Here is a 19,121-nt window from a genome sequence, read left to right on the forward strand (position 1 = left end):
AAATCCCGTATTGATATCAACCAATACGGGATTTAACTAAGCGACGGAAGGATTAAAAATTAACCCTGACCTTTCACTTCTTTTAAACCGTAGAATGGAGCACGGTCACCCAGCGCTTCTTCAATACGGATTAATTGGTTGTACTTAGCAACACGGTCAGAACGGCTCATAGAACCCGTTTTAATTTGACCAGCAGCAGTACCTACCGCTAAATCAGCGATAGTGGCATCTTCAGTTTCACCTGAACGGTGAGAGATAATTGCAGTATAACCAGCGTCTTTAGCCATTTTAATTGCGGCTAAAGTTTCGGTCAGAGAACCGATTTGGTTAAACTTGATCAGGATAGAGTTAGCGATACCTTTTTCGATACCCTCTCTCAGGATCTTGGTATTCGTTACGAACAGATCGTCACCAACCAGTTGGATTTTATCACCCATCACTTTAGTCTGGTAAGCAAAGCCATCCCAGTCTGATTCGTCTAAACCATCTTCGATAGAAACGATTGGGTATTGCTTAGTCAGCTCTTCCAGATAGTGAGTGAATTCGTGAGAAGTGAAGGTTTTGCCTTCGCCTTTCAGCTCATAGTTGCCAGTTTCTTTGTTGTAAAACTCAGAAGCTGCACAGTCCATGGCTAAAGTCACATCTTTACCCAGTACATAACCTGCTTTTTCTACTGCTTCTTTGATAGCAGCCAATGCAGCAGCATTAGACTCTAGGTTAGGTGCATAACCACCTTCATCACCTACCGCAGTGCTCATGCCTTTAGACTTCAGAACTTTAGCTAGGTTGTGGAATATTTCAGAACCGATACGTACCGCTTCTTTCAGAGTTTTAGCGCCGATTGGCTGAATCATAAACTCTTGAATATCAACGTTGTTATCAGCGTGCTCACCACCATTGATGATGTTCATCATTGGTAATGGCATAGAGAATTTGCCTGGAGTGCCGTTCAGTTCAGCAATATGCTCAAATAAAGGCATACCTTTTGACGCGGCTGCTGCTTTAGCCGCTGCTAAAGAAACCGCTAGAATCGCGTTAGCACCGAATTTAGATTTGTTCTCAGTGCCATCTAAGTCGATCATGATCTTATCGATGTTAGCCTGATCTTTTGCATCTTTACCAGTCACAGCTTGTGCAATTGGGCCATTTACCGCAGCAACGGCTTTCAGTACACCTTTACCCATGTAACGCGCTTTATCGCCGTCACGCAGTTCCAGAGCTTCACGAGAACCGGTAGATGCACCTGATGGCGCAGCAGCCAGACCTACAAAACCGCCTTCTAAATGAACTTCAGCTTCAACAGTGGGATTGCCACGAGAGTCGATAATTTCACGACCGAGCACTTTAACGATTTTGGACATTCGGTTTTCCTCAGTACAAGTTGATTAAACTACAAACTGTAGATTGCAACGCCTCATTGCGTCGCATACTCTGGCCTAATGTATCAATAAACGCCATGTCTGAACATTTAACGTTTACGACCAGTAATCAGGCCGGGTTTACTGAATACTTTCAATGCTATTGCTGACCACTTAGTCTGCCTGACGCTTTTGGTACTCACCAGCAGCCTTCACAAAACCGGCAAACAGTGGGTGGCCATCACGCGGAGTTGATGTGAACTCCGGGTGGAACTGACTGGCAACAAACCACGGATGATCAGGCAGTTCAATAATTTCCACCAGCTTATGGTCAGCAGAACGCCCAGCTACAAGTAACCCTGCTGCTTCAATCTGCGGCAGCAACATATTGTTCACTTCATAGCGATGGCGATGACGTTCTGTGATTGTTGGTGAACTGTACAGTTCGCGTACTAGGCTGCCTTCAGTCAAATGACATAACTGGCTGCCTAAACGCATGGTTCCACCTAAATCGCTCTCTTCTGTGCGAACTTCAACATTCCCCTCTTCATCACGCCATTCAGTGATCAGCGCGATAACCGGATACTTACAGTCTGGCACAAATTCGGTCGAGTTAGCACCGGGCATACCAACAACATTACGTGCAAACTCCATCATCGCAACCTGCATGCCTAAACAGATCCCCAGATAAGGGATCTTGTTTTCACGAGCATAGCGGGCAGCAGTGATTTTGCCTTCCACACCGCGGTAGCCAAAACCACCGGGAACCAAAATCGCATCAAGACCAGACAGAACTTCTTCACCTCTGACCTCAACATCTTGCGAATCGATTAGCTTTATATTAACGCTGAATCGATTCTTCAGTCCACCATGCTTTAATGCTTCGATGACAGATTTATAGGCATCTGGCAATTCAACGTACTTGCCGACCATACCAATAGTGACTTCACGGGTAGGATTCGACTCTTCATAAATCACCTGTTCCCACTCAGATAAGTTGGCTTCAGGGCAGTCGAAACGGAAGCGTTTACAGATGAATTCATCCAGCCCCTGTGACTTCAATAGCGCAGGAATTTTATAAATAGAATCAACATCTTTAAGAGAAATAACCGCCTTTTCAGGCACGTTACAGAACAGCGCAATTTTAGCCCGCTCATTGGCAGGAACTGAACGGTCGGAACGACACACCAGAATGTCTGGCTGAATACCGATAGAGAGTAATTCTTTTACCGAGTGCTGAGTTGGTTTAGTTTTCACTTCACCAGAAGCCGCCATGTATGGCACCAGTGTTAAATGCATAAACAGTGTGTGCTCACGACCCACTTCAACCGCTAACTGGCGAATGGCTTCTAAAAACGGCAGTGATTCAATATCACCCACGGTGCCGCCAACTTCCACCAGTGCCACATCATGGCCTTCGGCACCCGCAATCACGCGCTCTTTAATCGCATTGGTAATATGAGGAATAACCTGAACGGTTGCTCCCAGATAATCACCACGACGCTCTTTGCGTAATACATCGGAATAAATACGACCGGTCGTAAAGTTATTACGGCGGGTCATTTTTGTGCGGATAAAACGTTCGTAATGGCCTAAATCCAGATCGGTTTCTGCACCGTCTTCGGTGACGAAGACTTCACCGTGCTGAATTGGGCTCATTGTACCTGGATCGAGGTTAATGTAAGGATCCAGCTTCATCATAGTGACGTTTAAGCCACGAGCTTCAAGAATAGCGGCCAGAGAGGCTGCTGCAATACCTTTACCGAGTGAGGATACAACCCCGCCTGTCACAAATATATAATTAGTTGTCATGCTGAACCTGAAGGTTAGGTTTAAAGACTAAAATGGAGGTACTAGGACGGGAAAGTAGTATACCAGACCCTTTCCCTCACAACAAACGCTGAAATCAGATAGTGAAAATAAATCTATTTTTCTGTCTGATTTTCTAGGCTTTTTACCTGCTGCCATGCAGCTTCCATTTCATCCAGCGATGCTTGCTCCGTGGATTTCCCCGATTGAGCAACCAATTGTTCCACCTGACGGAAACGACGTTCAAACTTACGATTAGCCGCCTGCAGAGCACTTTCTGCTTTATGACCCAAATGGCGACTCAAGTTAACCGTGGCGAAAAATAAATCACCTAACTCCTCTTCCAGTTTAGACTGGTCGATGACAACTTGCTTAGCCTCATGCATCACTTCATCAATCTCTTCGTACACCTTGTCCAGTACCGGACCTAAGGTTGTCCAGTCAAATCCGACCGAAGCACAACGCTTCTGAATTTTATGGGCCCGCATCAATGCGGGTAGCACTTCAGGAATATCATCCAACACCGAAAACTGTGCTTTCTGCGCCCGCTCTTCACCTTTACGTTTCTCCCAACCGGCAATCACTTCCTGACTGTCATGCTGAGTTTGAGTATCAAAAACATGGGGATGACGGCGTTCCAGCTTGTCGCTAATGCTGTTACAGATATCATCAAAGTTAAACCGGTTTTGCTCATCCGCCATACGCGCATAAAACACCACCTGAAACAGCAAATCCCCTAACTCCTCTCGCAAATCGCCAAAATCCGAACGCCGAATCGCATCCAGCACTTCATAAGTTTCTTCCAGCGTATAAGGCGCAATGGTCTCAAACGTCTGTTGCTTATCCCACGGACATCCATTTTCCGGGTCACGTAATCGGTTCATAATATTCAGCAACCGCTGAATGGGCGTAATCTGATCCATTATTTATCTTCTGATTGGTGAAAATACATTCAAAATTATAAATGTATAAAGGGGCTTTAATTGATCTTTTGAGACTGCTAACAATCCTAATAAATCGGCATCAATGGACATTCCGGTCGTAAAATCTAATATGCTTATATTGGCTTGGTGCTCGACCGGAAGACCACCAATACTTAGCGTCAGTGTATGTCGGGCCTAGCCTCCCTAGGGGCAGTTATGAAACACCTTGCGGTGTTTCACCCTGACGGGCCAGCGCAAGCGCTGTTCAAACAAGCTTTGCCTGTTTGTCGTTGGCTTACGCCAAGTCGCTCCCCACGGGAGTCCCTCCCGACAATTGGCTCTTTTAAAACACAAAACTGAGCAAATTAATGATACTAATCGAGCTAAACGACGGGAGGGATTGCCGTTGGGGTCGTAGCAGCTTTAGCTGCCGGAGCGCCCCTAGGGAATCCAGGCCCGTCGCACTCCGCGGTCAAGTACAAACGGTCTAGATCTACCGGCCGAGCACAGCGTTAATATACGCACACAGCCATTACGGCCGGAATATCCTCAAAAGCCAATCCCCCCTTGAAAGGCAAAGGTTACTTAACCCCTAACCTCTTAGCCTCAATAATATCCGGCAACTGATTGATTCGCGACAGCACCCGATCCAACACCTGCAAGTTATACAACTCGATCTCCATATCAATGGTGGCCACCTGTTTTTTCACATCACTGCGGCTGGAAACGCTCAGTACATTCACTTTTTCGTTAGCCAAAATAGTGGTGATATCACGCAGCAACCCGCTGCGGTCATTGGCAATCACTCGCACCACCAGCGAATAACCGCTGGAGTAGCAATCACCCCATACCGCCTCAACCAGACGCTCTGGCGCATGATTCTTCAGTTCATTTAACTGATCGCAGTCGGAGCGGTGAATGGAGATTCCTCGGCCCTGAGTGATAAAACCAATAATGTCATCACCCGGAATCGGCTGGCAGCAACGAGCGATATGGTGCATCAGGTTACCGACCCCTTCGACCACGATCTGACTGTCATTTTTCGCATTACGCTGCTGGGCGTTAGCGGTCTTCTGATTTAGCTGGCGCAGCGCTTCACGATCCGCCTCTTCCGCTGTTGGTTGGTTAAATTTACTTTGCAGGAAATTCACCAGTTGGTTGAGACGAATATCGCCACCGCCAATACCTGCCAGAACTTCATCAAAAGAGTGCACGTTATAGCGAGGTACCAGCAGCTTTTCTGCATCTTTAAAGCTGATACTTAAACGCTCAAGTTCATCATCCAGAATCTGGCGACCTGCAAGAATATTCTTATCCCGATCCTGCTTTTTAAACCACGCCTGAATTTTCGCCCGCGCTCTGCTGCTGTTAACGAATCCCAGATTTGGATTCAACCAATCCCGACTGGGATTAGGCTGTTTCTGAGTGATAATTTCGATCTGATCGCCCATCTGCAATTGATAGGTGAAAGGAACGATACGCCCACCAATTTTGGCACCGATACAGCGGTGACCTACATCGCTGTGGATGTGATAGGCAAAATCCAACGGTGTGGAACCGGTCGGCAAATCGATAACATCACCTTTCGGTGTAAAAACATATACCCTGTCATCAAATACTTGGCTTCTGACTTCATCCAGCATTTCACCACTGTCAGACATTTCTTCCTGCCAGGCAACCAACTTACGTAACCAAGCAATACGCTCTTCGTAACCGGAACGACCAGATATCGTACCCTCTTTATATTTCCAGTGGGCTGCAACCCCCAGTTCCGCATCTTCATGCATTTGGCGCGTACGAATTTGAATCTCTACCGCATGCCCTTTAGGGCCAAATACCACAGTATGAATCGACTGATAGCCATTAGGCTTTGGGTTAGCGACATAATCATCAAACTCACTCGGCAGATGACGGAAATGAGTGTGAACAATGCCCAACGCCGCATAACAATCCTGCAGGCGCTCAACAACGATTCGCACCGCGCGCACGTCATACAGCTCTTCAAAAGCCAGCGCCTTCTTCTGCATTTTGCGCCAGATGCTGTAAATATGCTTCGGTCGACCGTAAATCTCCCCCTGAATGCCCTGCTCTTTCATGGAGTCGCGCAGAGTTCGAACAAAGGTATCAATATAAACCTCGCGATCGATACGGCGTTCGTGCAACAAATTGGCAATCTGCTTGTATTCGTCCGGATGTAAATAGCGGAAACAGAAATCTTCCATTTCCCACTTCAACTGCCCAATACCTAAACGGTTAGCCAGCGGAGCATAGATGTTAAAACACTCTTTAGCCGCCAGAACGCGGATTTCCTCTGCGTCATCTTTAACTTCACGCAGATGGGCGATACGCTCTGCCAGCTTGATAACTACGCAGCGGAAATCTTCCACCATCGCTAACAACATACGACGAACGTTATCTACCTGTATTGAGGTGTTAGAACCATTATGCGTGGCGTTAAGCTGACGAATGGCATCCATATCCAGTACCCCATGTACTAGATTGGTTACTTCACTACCAAATTGTTCTTTTATCGTCTCTTCATCAATAATTTTAGCGTCAGCTAATGGAAACAGCAGAGCAGCACGCATACTCTCGTTGTCCATGCTGAGGGTAGCTAAAATTTCCACTACCTCCAACCCGCGCCATAATAGAAGGGAAGCATCCGAATTGCCCTGAACCTGCTGCTCACAATACCGCCAAGTCGCTGCCAAACGTTCGCATAATTCCGGATTACTAATGCCCAGACTACCGATCCATTTATCCAGCTCAAACTCTCCAGCTGTATTTAAATGCGCACTTCTTACCGCAACCATAAGGCTTCCTCATTACTGACTACTAAGATACTTACTTTTTAATAAATAATGCCATTGACTCAATATGCCCCGTTTGCGGAAACATATCCAGCATACGTAATTGGTCTAATTGATATCCGCCTGACAACAGCACTTTACTGTCTTCCACTAGCGTTAGTGGATTGCAGGACACGTACACAATGCGCTCAGGATGTAAGCTAACGATCTGTGACATGGCTTCTGCTGCCCCGGCTCTGGCAGGATCCAACAATACTTTATCAAAACCTTCCCTCGCCCACGACTGTTGACTGACATCCTGTTCTAAATTGTGGTGTAAGAACTCAACGTTTGATAAACCATTTAGGCGAGCATTCTGTTGCCCTCTGGCTACCAGAGCCTCTACCCCTTCCACACCAGTGACCCATAAAGCGCGTTTAGCGATGGGTAGGGTAAAATTACCCATACCGCAAAACAGGTCTAATACACGATCGGTCGGCTGTAGCGCCAACCAGGCGAGTGCTTGCTGTATCATTAACTGATTAACACCCGCATTAACCTGAATAAAATCTCGCGGGTTAAAGCCAAGAGTTAAATCATCCACCTGATAGCAAGGATCCGCTCCAATCAACCGCTCCAGTGAATCATTCTCTCCCGCCAGATAGATGGCTATCTGATGATTCGCAGCAAACTGTAGCAAACGTTGGCGATCGCTTTCTGCCAGCGGAGCCAAATAACGTAGCACCAACAGTGGCCCATTATCCGCCATCACTAGTTCAGCATGCCCCAGTTTCTTCACTATCGATAACTCACTAAGGCACGTTCTCAAAGGAACCAGTAATTGCTCCAATTCAGAAACCAGAATCGGGCATTCGGTCATCTCCACCAAATCGTTGGACGCTCGCTGGCGAAAGCCCATCTGCAAGCGCTGTTGCTTCACTTGATACTGCAATCCCAGTCGAGCACGGCGTCGATAGTGATATCCTTGAGCAAAAATCACCGCTCCCTGAGCAGGTTCTAATCCAGTTTCTCGTTTAAACAGCTGGCTGAGTGCTTTATATTTGCTACTATGCTGCAAATCAGAGGAAACATGTTGCTGATTACAGCCTCCGCAAATACCATAATGTGAGCAAGGCGGCGTCATTCGTTGAGAACTAGGCGATAAGATACGGATCGCTTTGGCTTTAGAATAATTTCGTTTATTCTCGTAAATCTGCGCTTCAACCTGCTCTTGAGGAAGTGCACCAGAGATAAAAATAGTTTTACCGTTATCACGAGCAACCCCCTGCCCTTGAGTATCAAGTTCATGGGGAATAACATTGATGATTTGTTGTGCCGCCTTACGACGACCGGGCGAGTAAAATTGCGCCATAATATCTGAATAAAGATTTCCGTAGTTTATTACTATTTATACAATCGGGTACGTCACTAAGTCGCTAATTGTCACATATTGTCGTCCCATATTGGAACCTTATGACCAAATACAGCCTTCGGGCCCGCATGATGATATTGATCCTTGCCCCAACCCTATTAATCGGGCTTCTGATCAGTACCTTTTTCGTGGTTCACCGCTATAACGAGCTACAGGATCAGTTAGTTGATTCTGGCTCCAGCATCATCGAACCTCTTGCCATTGCCAGCGAATATGGCATGACGTTCAGTAACCGTGAAGGCGTTCGTCAATTGGTCAGTATGTTACACCGACGCCACTCAAATATCGTGCGTTCTATTGCTGTTTTTGATACACAGAACCACTTATTGGTGACCTCCAACTTCCACCAGAATTATACCTTATTACAGTTGCCCAAGGGGGCGGCAATTCCGGATGATTTAACCGTCACCACGAAAGGGGATTCCCTGATCCTCCGAACCCCTATAGTCTCAGAAAATCAGCTACCTGATATGGATGTCAGTCTGGAGCCAGACCACAGCACGTTAGGCTATATTGCCATTGAGCTGGATTTACGCACTGTTCGTCTACAACAATACAAAGAGATTTTCGTCGCCACCCTACTGCTTAGCCTCTGTTTATGTATTGCCATGCTGTTTGCCTATCGCCTGATGCGCGATGTTACAGGCCCCATTCGCAACATGGTGAACACGGTAGACCGTATTCGCCGCGGTCAGCTCGATAGCCGGGTTGAAGGCTATATGCTGGGCGAGTTAGATATGCTAAAGAACGGGATTAACTCGATGGCGATGTCTCTTGCTGCCTATCATGAAGAGATGCAGCAGAATATCGATCAGGCGACCTCTGACCTGCGCGAAACGTTGGAACAGATGGAGATCCAGAACGTAGAACTGGATCTCGCTAAAAAGCGCGCTCAGGAAGCGGCTAGAATCAAATCTGAGTTCTTGGCCAACATGTCCCATGAGCTTCGAACCCCTCTTAACGGCGTGATTGGCTTCACTCGTCAAACCCTGAAAACATCACTGACGCCAACTCAAACCGATTATCTGCAAACCATTGAGCGTTCGGCTAACAACTTGCTAAACATCATTAATGATGTACTGGATTTCTCAAAGCTGGAAGCCGGTAAACTGGTGCTAGAACATATCCCATTCTCACTTCGGGATACGGTAGATGAAACAGCGATACTGCTGGCTCACAGCGCCCATGCGAAATCTCTAGAACTGACGTTGAACATCAATGATGATGTGCCTGACAATATCGTCGGCGATCCGCTACGTCTGCAACAAGTGATCATGAACTTGCTGGGAAATGCCATCAAATTCACCGAACAGGGCAATATTGATATCAATATTGAACTGCGTATGTTGCATGAAAATAGTGCGGATATTGAAATTCAGGTACACGATACCGGTATCGGTATTTCTGAACGTCAACAGTCGCAGTTATTCCAAGCTTTCCGTCAGGCCGATGCCAGCATTTCCCGTCGTCATGGCGGTACCGGTTTAGGTCTAGTGATTACCCAACGTTTGGTGAAGGAGATGGGTGGCGATATCTGTTTCCACAGCCAGTTACATAAAGGTTCAACCTTCTGGTTCCATATTAATCTGGAACTTAGTGACCGTTCTATCTTGGGTGATGGACGCCATTTGGTCAAACTCTCAGGCCAACGCATTCTGTATGTGGAAGCTAACCCTGCCGCAACTCAAGCTACATTAAACATCTTCCAGTCGGAGCCGGTAGAAATTATTCACTATGATAATTTCGACCAGATTCCAGAAAAACATCAACAATACGATATCGTTTTGCACGGTGTACCTATTGCTACCGATGATATTGCTAGGTATACCAATGGCGTGATGAAGCAGGCGTTATCGCTGTCTGAACGTTTGATTCTGGCCATTCCGAATCAGCCTCATATGGATGCGGAAACCCTGAAACAAGCCGGTGCTCAAGCCTGCCTGTTTAAACCCCTTTCCCGCAATCGTCTGTTTAATGCCCTGTTGGCGACGCAGTCATCGCCAACACCATTGATATCGACCAAAGCTAATCATCTGCCATTAACAGTCATGGCCGTTGATGATAATCCCGCCAACCTGAAACTGATCGGTGTATTACTTGAAGACTTGGTTTCCAACGTCATTTTATGCCACAGCGGTGAAGAGGCGATTGCCCAAGCGAAAAAACACGATCTGGATATTATCCTGATGGATATTCAGATGCCGGAAATTGACGGTATTAAAGCCGCAGAGCTTATTCGTAAGTTGCCAAACCATATCACTACGCCAATTGTTGCCGTTACCGCTCATGCTGCCATTGGCGAGCGAGAACGACTGATGAATGCGGGTATGGATGACTATCTGGCTAAGCCAATAAATGAAGATATGTTGTTCAATGTGTTAAAAGCCCAGTGCCGAATTCCACTAAGCATTCAGGCTAAAGAGCCGTTTGTTCCAGTAAGTCATCTGGAAACCAGACCGGTTACCATGGCATCAACATCACTGGATTGGAGTCTGGCGCTACGTCAGGCGGCAAATAAAGAAGATTTGGCTCGTGACCTGTTAACGATATTGGTCGATTTCTTGTCTGAAGTTGAGGAACGCATTCAAGCGGTGCTGGATGGTAATAAAGATGATGACATCATTAATATCATCCATAAACTGCATGGAAGCTGTAGTTACAGCGGAGTGCCGCGGCTGAAGCAACTGTGTCAATATTTAGAAAGCCAACTGCGTAACGGGACACCTCCAGAAGAGCTGGAACCTGAATGGATGGAACTGTTGGATGAATTCGAAAACGTCAGAAGCGAAGCCGTTGATTTTATCAAAACGGAGTAAGCGATCATTAATTGACTGACTTACCCATGATTATCTACCTGTCGCCCCGTGAATTGCGGGGCGACGTCATGTTCAGAGCGATTAACCTAAAATTACTTTCTCGCAGCCAGCATCAATGCCTTCATATCCGCCACGGCTGCATGTAGCCCTGACATCACCGCTCGGCCAATAATGGCATGTCCAATATTCAGCTCATAAATTTCAGGCAGCGCTGCAATTGCCTGAACATTATGGTAGGTCAATCCGTGTCCGGCATTCACATGCAGACCTTTACCAGCGGCATAAGTGGCCGCCTGAGCAATACGCAGCAGCTCTGCTTCACGCTCCAGCTCGTTTTCCGCCTCTGCATAGCGACCAGTATGGATTTCAATAAAAGTGGCGCCAACGGCCGCGGCTGCATCAATTTGACGATGATCCGCATCAATAAACAGGGAGACAAAAATACCGGCTTCCACCAAACGCCCTACTGCTACGGTCATTTTATCGATTTGACCGGCCACATCTAATCCACCTTCAGTGGTGACTTCCTGACGTTTTTCCGGAACCAAACAGCAGAATGCTGGCTTTATTTCACAGGCGATATCCACCATTTCATCGGTGACGGCCATTTCCAGATTCATGCGGGTCTGAATCGTCTGACTAAGCAACTTCACATCCCTATCGGTAATATGGCGGCGATCTTCCCGCAGGTGAATCGTAATGCCATCCGCCCCCGCCTGCTCGGCTATAAACGCTGCCTGAACCGGATCGGGATACTGTGTACCACGAGCATTACGTAAAGTCGCAATATGATCGATATTAACGCCCAACAATAAATCCGACATGATTCCACCTTAAAAGTTATTAAATGCCCATTCTGGCGACGAAGACTGAACTATTTTCATGTTCCAATCGTTTTACTCACAATCCTGTGTGCTATTGCGCCTGATGTTAAGAATGGACTAAAAAATCTGTTCCATTCTTTTACCGGATTTAATCAAAAAAGAAAATGAAATCAGAAATTTTAACGATAGGACAAGGTATAAACCTTTAATGATTATTGGTCGTCAACGGGTAGTACTGAGTCTAAAGTAGGTTTCTTAATGGTAAATTGTCGGAACAGCTCGCGGCTTTTCAACGGTTTGCCGCCCAAGTAGGGTTTCAGTGCGATACGGGTAAAACGTTTGGCCGCTTTAAGTGTGCCAACATCAGGAAACTCTCGATTAGCAAGAGCCTGTAAATCACGGCCGGTGAAAGAGAAATGGTCTACGACTAGACTGGCAATAAAACCTTTTTCTGCCCGATAGCGATAAGTCATTTGTTCGGTGACTGGCTCACCGCTGCCAGCGCAGTGCAGAAAATCAATGCCGTATCCCAGATGGCCCAACAGAGCGAGTTCAAAGCGACGGAGGATTCGTTCTGGTGAACCGGAAATACCGGCAAGAGACTGAATACAATCTAAATAATCGAAAAACAGCGCAGAGTATGGCGTTTCTGCTTCCAGCACCCTATCCAATACTTCATTAACGTAAAGCCCGCTGTATAGGGTTAGGCCCGAAAGTGGTAAAGAAAGGGAAACAGCTTCAGCCGCGCGTAAGGTTTTAACACCGCCTTTCCCTCCCCAGCGCACTAAGAGAGGTGTAAAAGGCTGCAAGCAGCCTTTTAAATGTGAACGGCGACCACGAGCACCTTTCGCTAGTAACTTTATTCTGCCGTGACTCTCTGTAAACAGGTCCAGTAGCAAACTGGTTTCACTGTAAGGTCGTCCGTGCAGAACAAAAGCCCGTTGCCAGCCGTCAATCATGCTTACCTTCAGAGGTCGTCGGTATATCCCAGACTGCGTAATGCGCGTTCATCATCCGCCCAGCCTGATTTAACTTTCACCCAAAGCTCTAGATGAACTTTGGCTTCGAACATCTCTTCCATATCGTGACGGGCTTCAATACCGATAGTTTTGATTTTCTGCCCCTTGTTGCCAATAACCATTTTCTTCTGGCCTTCACGTTCTACCAGAATCAAACCGTTAATGTCATAACCGCCACGTTCATTAGCAACAAAGCGTTCAATCTCTACCGTAACCGAGTAAGGCAACTCTTCTCCCAGAAAACGCATCAGCTTCTCACGAATAATTTCAGAAGCCATAAAGCGTTGGGAACGGTCGGTAATGTAATCTTCTGGGAAGTGGTGCCCAGCTTCCGGTAACAGTTTACGCACAATACCGGCAATGGTGTCGAGATTGATCTCCTTCTCCGCAGAGATAGGAACAATATCCATAAAGTTCATCTGCTGGCTCAGGAAAGCCATGTGCGGCAGCAGTGCCTCTTTATCGGTAACGTTATCTACTTTGTTGATAGCCAGAATAACCGGGCATTTTAAGCTGCGTAGCTTATTTACGACCATCTCATCATCTGGCGTCCAGTGGGTACCTTCCACCACAAAGATCACCAGCTCGACATCACCAATCGAGCTGCTGGCAGCCCGGTTCATCAGGCGGTTGATGGCACGTTTTTCTTCAATATGTAACCCCGGGGTATCCACATAAATCGCCTGATAAGGCCCTTCGGTGTGAATTCCCATAATACGGTGACGAGTGGTTTGCGCTTTACGCGAAGTAATCGATACCTTCTGACCTAAAAGCTGGTTCAGCAATGTTGATTTACCAACGTTAGGGCGGCCTACGATGGCAATAAAGCCACAGTATTGCTTATCCGTATCGGTTAATTGATTATCTGTTGTCATTCCAATCCTAAATATAACGAATTATTTATTCATTAAAATCAATTAATTAATTCTAACGAGTTGATTCTAATGTATTTGCTAATAAGCAGACGTGAGCGTGGTTGATCTTTGCTCAGCGGTTTTCGTTGTGAATGTGGGTAATATTAGCATTGATTGGGGTGGTTTGATATCACTGGCTGGAATGAGAGAAGTGATTAAGTCATGGGCTCAAATAAAAAGATCAAAAGAAAAAAGCTAAGGAATAATTATTACTTGATTCACTACAATCGCCCAAGGCTAGCTGCCAGCGAGGCGATAAGTCCAACCAAAGTCAGGGTGCTGCCAATAATGATAACAGGCATCAGTGCACCGAGTATGATTGGGCGAGTGTAAGGGGCGACTTCTAATTTAAATTCGGGGCGAATCTTCTCTGGAGTGGTACAGGTAACCTGATATTTTCCGGGTCTGTCACACTGAAAATAACCTAAAGGAAGTGACATATTACCGCGCATATCTGTACGCCGTACGGTAAACAGGTTAAAGCGGCTAAAGGATGTGTATTCTATACCTTGTGCGGAACCGCTTTCTTTAACGGAAAATTTAGCGGAAAAATGCGCAATCCCAACAATAAACTTTAACGGGGGTATAACCACCGAAATCACATATCGCCCCGGTTCCGGAAGATCGACTTCTTCTCCTGGTTCTGGCGTGACCGGAAAAACATAGCGCGTGTTGGGAGAAATTATTTTCCGTGCTCGCAAAATAGCAATAACCAGAATGGCACTACCGACAATAAAACCGAGGGGAGCAAGAAAATAAAGAAATGGGAGTAGTATGCTCATCGATTATCAATCCGTTGATAAAACACCAGCAAAGAAATTTAGCTAATGCGCTCACCCGATTAAAATGAGCGCACTGTATCGATTATTCCAGACCTAAATGTTTAAGCGCCTGCTCTGCCGCAGCCTGCTCTGCCTTACGACGGCTGGAACCAATGCCTATAATCGCCTCGTCGATACCGCTCACTTGGCAATGAATGGTAAATTCCTGATCGTGGGCTTCACCCTTCACTTGCGTCACTAAATAACTCGGTAACGGTAAATGACGCCCTTGTAAAAATTCCTGCAACCGAGTTTTAGGATCTTTTTGTTTATCGCCCGGGCTGATCTCATCTAAGCGACTCTGATACCACGCCAGAATCAATTGCTGGACTCGATGAATATCGCTATCAAGATAAACCGCACCGATTAACGCCTCTACCGTATCAGCTAAAATCGAATCTCGACGAAAGCCACCACTTTTCAGTTCACCAGGCCCCAGACGCAAGCATTCACCTAAATCAAACTCTCTCCCCATTTCAGCCAGCGTATTCCCTCGCACCAGCGTCGCACGCATACGGCTCATATCGCCTTCATCAACGCGAGGAAAGCGCTGATAAAGTGCATCAGCAATGACAAAACTCAAGATAGAATCGCCCAAAAACTCCAGACGTTCATTATGTTTACTGCTAGCACTCCGATGTGTCAGAGCTTGCTGTAAAAGCGCTTGCTGTTGAAACGTATAACCCAGCTTTCGCTGTAGCCTCTCAATGATGATGGGGTTCATGCATTACCAACAAATGTTCCAAACGAGAAAAAATAACGGCCTAGCTTAACGGTTATCCAGCTAAAGCACTACTATGTTATGGCGAGATAATAAAAAATCCGGATCTAAAGGGTTCTAAATCCGGACTATTCACATCTTAAACAATATAACTCAGAACAAATTAATGAATTCCACCAATACGGCTAAAACGAATACCGGTTGGCCACTCACCTTCTTGTTTCTCAAAGCTCATCCAGATCCCGGTTGCTTTACCAACAAAGTTTGCTTCCGGTACAAAACCCCAGAAACGGCTGTCCGCACTATTATCACGGTTATCGCCCATCATGAAGTATTTGCCTTCCGGCACAATCCAAGTATTAGCCGGAGCGCCCGGTTGTTGATAATAATCACCCGCGCTGTTTGATACGCCCGGAATCATTAATGTCTGATGGAGTTCACTACCCAGTTTTTCTTTGCGTTCAACCATATACACACCGCGTAAACCTTCAGCACGTGCTGCTTCGGTTTTGGTATCAAAGAAGCGAGTGGTCATTTGATTTGCACCGCCCGCAGAAGGTTCAAAACCAATAAACCAGCTGCTTTTCTCCAACTCAGAATACTCCAGCTCGGCGGTTGGCTTACACGCGTTACCCGAAGGACAGGCTGGAGTGATAGTTAACTTTTTCGAGGTTGGATCAAAATGAATGGTATCTCCCGGTAATCCCACTACACGCTTGATATAATCGATATTCTTATCCAGTGGATATTTGAATACCGCAATATCACCGCGCTGCGGTGTACCGGTTTTAATCAGTGTAGTCTGGGTAATAGGGTCTTTAACGCCATAGGCATACTTCTCCACCAGAATAAAATCACCGATAAGCAACGTTGGCATCATTGAACCTGATGGAATTTGAAAAGGCTCATATAAAAAAGAGCGCAGCACAAACACAATAGCCAATACGGGAAACACAGAAACGCAGCTTTCAATCCATCCTGGCTGTCTGGCAACTCGGGCCAGTGCTTTGCCATCAATCTTTCCGTCGGTCTCAACCCTGAGGGCTTCGATCTTAATGCGTCGCGCAGGCGCCCACTTAAAGCGGTCCAAACACCAGATGATTCCAGTCACCAGTGTGGCCACAGCTAAAATTAAGGCAAACATATTCGCCATGCGAGCTCCTTATTACTTATTTACCAACGTGGAGAATAGCCAAGAATGCTTCCTGAGGAACTTCGACGTTCCCCACTTGCTTCATGCGTTTCTTACCATCTTTCTGTTTCTGCAATAACTTTTTCTTACGGCTCACATCACCACCGTAACATTTGGCCAACACGTTTTTACGTAATTGTTTGACCGTTGAACGGGCAATCACGTGGTTACCAATAGCGGCTTGAATCGCAATATCAAACTGCTGGCGCGGAATTAATTCACGCATTTTCTCCACCAGATCACGACCGCGGTTTTGTGAGTTATCCCGGTGGGTGATCAATGCCAGAGCATCCACTCGCTCACTGTTAATCAACACATCAACCCGCACCATGTCGGAAGTCTGGAAACGCTTAAAGCCATAGTCCAATGATGCATAACCACGAGAGGTAGATTTCAGGCGATCGAAGAAATCCAGAACGACTTCAGCCATCGGGATGTCATAGCTCAAGGCAACCTGATTACCGTGGTATACCATATTGGTCTGGATGCCTCGCTTCTCAATACACAGAGTGATGACATTTCCCAGATACTCCTGTGGCAATAGCATATGACACTCAGCGATCGGTTCGCGCAGTTCTTCAATATTGTTCAACGCAGGAAGTTTAGACGGGCTATCCACATACACTGTGTCGCCGCTGGTAGTGATAACCTCGTATACTACCGTTGGTGCTGTGGTAATCAGGTCAAGATCGTATTCACGTTCTAGACGCTCCTGAATGATCTCCATATGCAGCAGACCCAAGAAGCCACAACGGAAACCAAAGCCCAGCGCCGTTGAGTTTTCTGGCTCATAGAACAGAGATGCATCATTTAAGCTCAATTTGCCCAATGCATCACGGAATGCTTCATAGTCGTCAGAACTGATTGGGAACAGGCCCGCATAAACTTGAGGTTTAACTTTCTTAAAGCCCGGCAGTGCTTTTTCTGCTGACTTATGTGCATTCGTCAGGGTGTCTCCTACCGGTGCGCCAAGAATATCTTTAATGGCACAAACCACCCAACCCACTTCGCCACAGCCAAGGGCTTCAGTATCTATGCGCTTCGGCGTGAAAATACCTAAACGGTCTACGCCGTAGGTTTGACCGGTGCTCATTACTTTAATTTTATCGTTTTTACGCAGCACGCCATTTTTGATACGTACCAATGACACTACGCCAAGATAGTTATCAAACCATGAGTCGATGATCAACGCCTGTAACGGGTCATCAGCAGAGCCAGACGGAGGTGGAATATCACGAACTAATCGTTCCAGCACCTCAGGTACACCCAAACCGGTTTTAGCCGAACAGCGCACGGCATCGGTCGCGTCAATTCCTACGATATCTTCAATTTCCTGCGCGGCACGATCGGGATCGGCTGCCGGTAAATCGATCTTGTTCAGAACCGGAACCACTTCCAGATCCATTTCAATGGCGGTATAACAGTTTGCCAGCGTTTGGGCTTCAACCCCTTGTCCGGCATCAACCACCAGCAGAGCACCTTCGCAAGCCGCCAGTGAACGTGATACTTCATAAGAGAAGTCAACGTGACCTGGGGTATCGATAAAGTTCAACTGATAGGTTTGACCATTCTGTGACTTATAATCCAGCGTCACACTTTGCGCTTTAATGGTGATACCACGCTCCCGCTCTAGATCCATAGAATCCAGAACTTGTGCCTCCATTTCACGCTCACTCAACCCGCCACAAATTTGAATAATACGGTCGGACAATGTCGACTTACCGTGGTCAATGTGGGCAATGATCGAAAAATTTCTTATATTCTTGTTTGCTATACTTTTATTATCAGTCATTTACCTAAATCCGGCTGATACAGAAACCCACTGATGCAAGGAATATATTAAAAATCCTCACACAGCAAAAATTCACTTAATCTCTAAACTGGCGGACATTCTACACGTCACTATGACTAAAACATAGCAGCATACGTTATCAGCTAACCAGTTAAATATTGCTGTTACGCTTTTCTTCCCGGCGAATTATCGTTGAAATCAGCCATCGCGTTAAATGATTAGAAATGAAACGTACAGGATTAAACATCCTCCTTTCACACATTCAAATAAATTGAATAAATGAATCAATTCTCTCCGATATCCATTCAGACTCACTCCTTTAGAATGTGTGTTACCAAAAGACAATAATCTTTCAAGCTGTTAACTAACCGGAGCTATCTACCATGAAAAGCATTAAATATATTGCTACTGCCGCCATCCTAACAACTTTATCTTTCAGCACTTTTGCCGCTGAACAAGTCACTCGGAGTCAAACAGAAAATTTGGATAAAATCGGTACGATTTCCGCCAGCGATGCGCGCTCTTTATCCGCATTAGAAAGTAAACTCGCTGCCAAAGCCGATGCGTTGGGTGCAAGCCACTATTATATTACCTCTGCGTCTACCAGCGAGAATATCCACGGCACAGCGATCATTTATAAATAAGCTAGGCTCTTTTATCGCCTTCTATTCCTGAATCAATCACTCCGTCATGCGGAGTGATTTTTCCATT

General features: G+C 46.2%; 14 protein-coding genes. 2 read left to right on the forward strand and 12 right to left on the reverse strand.

The window, feature by feature from the left end; all coding sequences use genetic code 11:
- Nucleotides 1-59: 59 nt before the first annotated feature.
- From eno to rlmD, 5 genes are all read right to left on the reverse strand, one after another.
- On the reverse strand, nucleotides 60-1,361 hold the full coding sequence (gene eno, locus HYN51_RS10815) for a phosphopyruvate hydratase (protein ID WP_108900029.1): 1,302 nt from the start codon (nucleotides 1,359-1,361) through the stop codon (nucleotides 60-62).
- Between the two features lie 171 nt (nucleotides 1,362-1,532).
- A complete protein-coding gene (gene pyrG, locus HYN51_RS10820; RefSeq protein WP_108900030.1) occupies nucleotides 1,533-3,170 on the reverse strand; it encodes a glutamine hydrolyzing CTP synthase in 1,638 nt (545 codons plus the stop codon).
- A 113-nt stretch (nucleotides 3,171-3,283) separates the two neighbouring features.
- Entirely contained in the window at nucleotides 3,284-4,090 is an 807-nt protein-coding gene (mazG, locus tag HYN51_RS10825) for a nucleoside triphosphate pyrophosphohydrolase (protein ID WP_108900031.1), read from the reverse strand.
- Nucleotides 4,091-4,671: 581 nt separating this feature from the next.
- Entirely contained in the window at nucleotides 4,672-6,903 is a 2,232-nt protein-coding gene (gene relA, locus HYN51_RS10830; protein ID WP_108900032.1) for a GTP diphosphokinase, read from the reverse strand.
- Nucleotides 6,904-6,934: 31 nt separating this feature from the next.
- A complete protein-coding gene (gene rlmD / locus HYN51_RS10835) occupies nucleotides 6,935-8,251 on the reverse strand; it encodes a 23S rRNA (uracil(1939)-C(5))-methyltransferase RlmD (RefSeq protein WP_108900033.1) in 1,317 nt (438 codons plus the stop codon).
- Between the two features lie 101 nt (nucleotides 8,252-8,352).
- Between rlmD and barA the strand changes: the two genes are divergently transcribed.
- A complete protein-coding gene (gene barA / locus HYN51_RS10840; RefSeq protein ID WP_108900034.1) occupies nucleotides 8,353-11,127 on the forward strand; it encodes a two-component sensor histidine kinase BarA in 2,775 nt (924 codons plus the stop codon).
- A 92-nt stretch (nucleotides 11,128-11,219) separates the two neighbouring features.
- Here the strand turns inward: barA and pdxJ are convergent, their stop codons facing one another.
- The 7 genes from pdxJ to lepA all read right to left on the reverse strand — a co-directional run bounded on the left by pdxJ (nucleotide 11,220) and on the right by lepA (nucleotide 18,410).
- On the reverse strand, nucleotides 11,220-11,951 hold the full coding sequence (gene pdxJ / locus HYN51_RS10845) for a pyridoxine 5'-phosphate synthase (RefSeq protein WP_108900035.1): 732 nt from the start codon (nucleotides 11,949-11,951) through the stop codon (nucleotides 11,220-11,222).
- Nucleotides 11,952-12,163: 212 nt separating this feature from the next.
- Nucleotides 12,164-12,907 carry a DNA repair protein RecO gene (recO, locus tag HYN51_RS10850; RefSeq protein WP_108902033.1) on the reverse strand — a complete coding sequence of 248 codons (744 nt, stop codon included), beginning with the start codon at nucleotides 12,905-12,907 and terminating at the stop codon, nucleotides 12,164-12,166.
- An 11-nt stretch (nucleotides 12,908-12,918) separates the two neighbouring features.
- Nucleotides 12,919-13,845: a GTPase Era gene (era, locus tag HYN51_RS10855; RefSeq protein ID WP_108900036.1), complete on the reverse strand. Its 927-nt coding sequence runs from the start codon at nucleotides 13,843-13,845 to the stop codon at nucleotides 12,919-12,921.
- Nucleotides 13,846-14,105: 260 nt separating this feature from the next.
- Complete coding sequence (locus HYN51_RS10860; RefSeq protein WP_108900037.1) at nucleotides 14,106-14,666, reverse strand: hypothetical protein; 561 nt, start codon at nucleotides 14,664-14,666, stop codon at nucleotides 14,106-14,108.
- 82 nt (nucleotides 14,667-14,748) lie between these two features.
- On the reverse strand, nucleotides 14,749-15,429 hold the full coding sequence (rnc, locus tag HYN51_RS10865; protein ID WP_108900038.1) for a ribonuclease III: 681 nt from the start codon (nucleotides 15,427-15,429) through the stop codon (nucleotides 14,749-14,751).
- Nucleotides 15,430-15,589: 160 nt separating this feature from the next.
- A complete protein-coding gene (gene lepB / locus HYN51_RS10870; protein WP_108900039.1) occupies nucleotides 15,590-16,579 on the reverse strand; it encodes a signal peptidase I in 990 nt (329 codons plus the stop codon).
- Nucleotides 16,580-16,595: 16 nt separating this feature from the next.
- Nucleotides 16,596-18,410, reverse strand: coding sequence for a translation elongation factor 4 (gene lepA / locus HYN51_RS10875; RefSeq protein WP_108900040.1), 1,815 nt, complete (start codon nucleotides 18,408-18,410; stop codon nucleotides 16,596-16,598).
- Between the two features lie 383 nt (nucleotides 18,411-18,793).
- On the opposite strand from lepA, the gene bhsA reads away from it, so the two are divergent.
- Complete coding sequence (gene bhsA, locus HYN51_RS10880) at nucleotides 18,794-19,054, forward strand: multiple stress resistance protein BhsA (RefSeq protein ID WP_108900041.1); 261 nt, start codon at nucleotides 18,794-18,796, stop codon at nucleotides 19,052-19,054.
- The last annotated feature ends 67 nt before the right edge of the window (nucleotides 19,055-19,121 follow it).

The sequence above is a fragment of the Limnobaculum parvum genome, assembly GCF_003096015.2.
Taxonomy (GTDB): domain Bacteria; phylum Pseudomonadota; class Gammaproteobacteria; order Enterobacterales; family Enterobacteriaceae; genus Limnobaculum; species Limnobaculum parvum.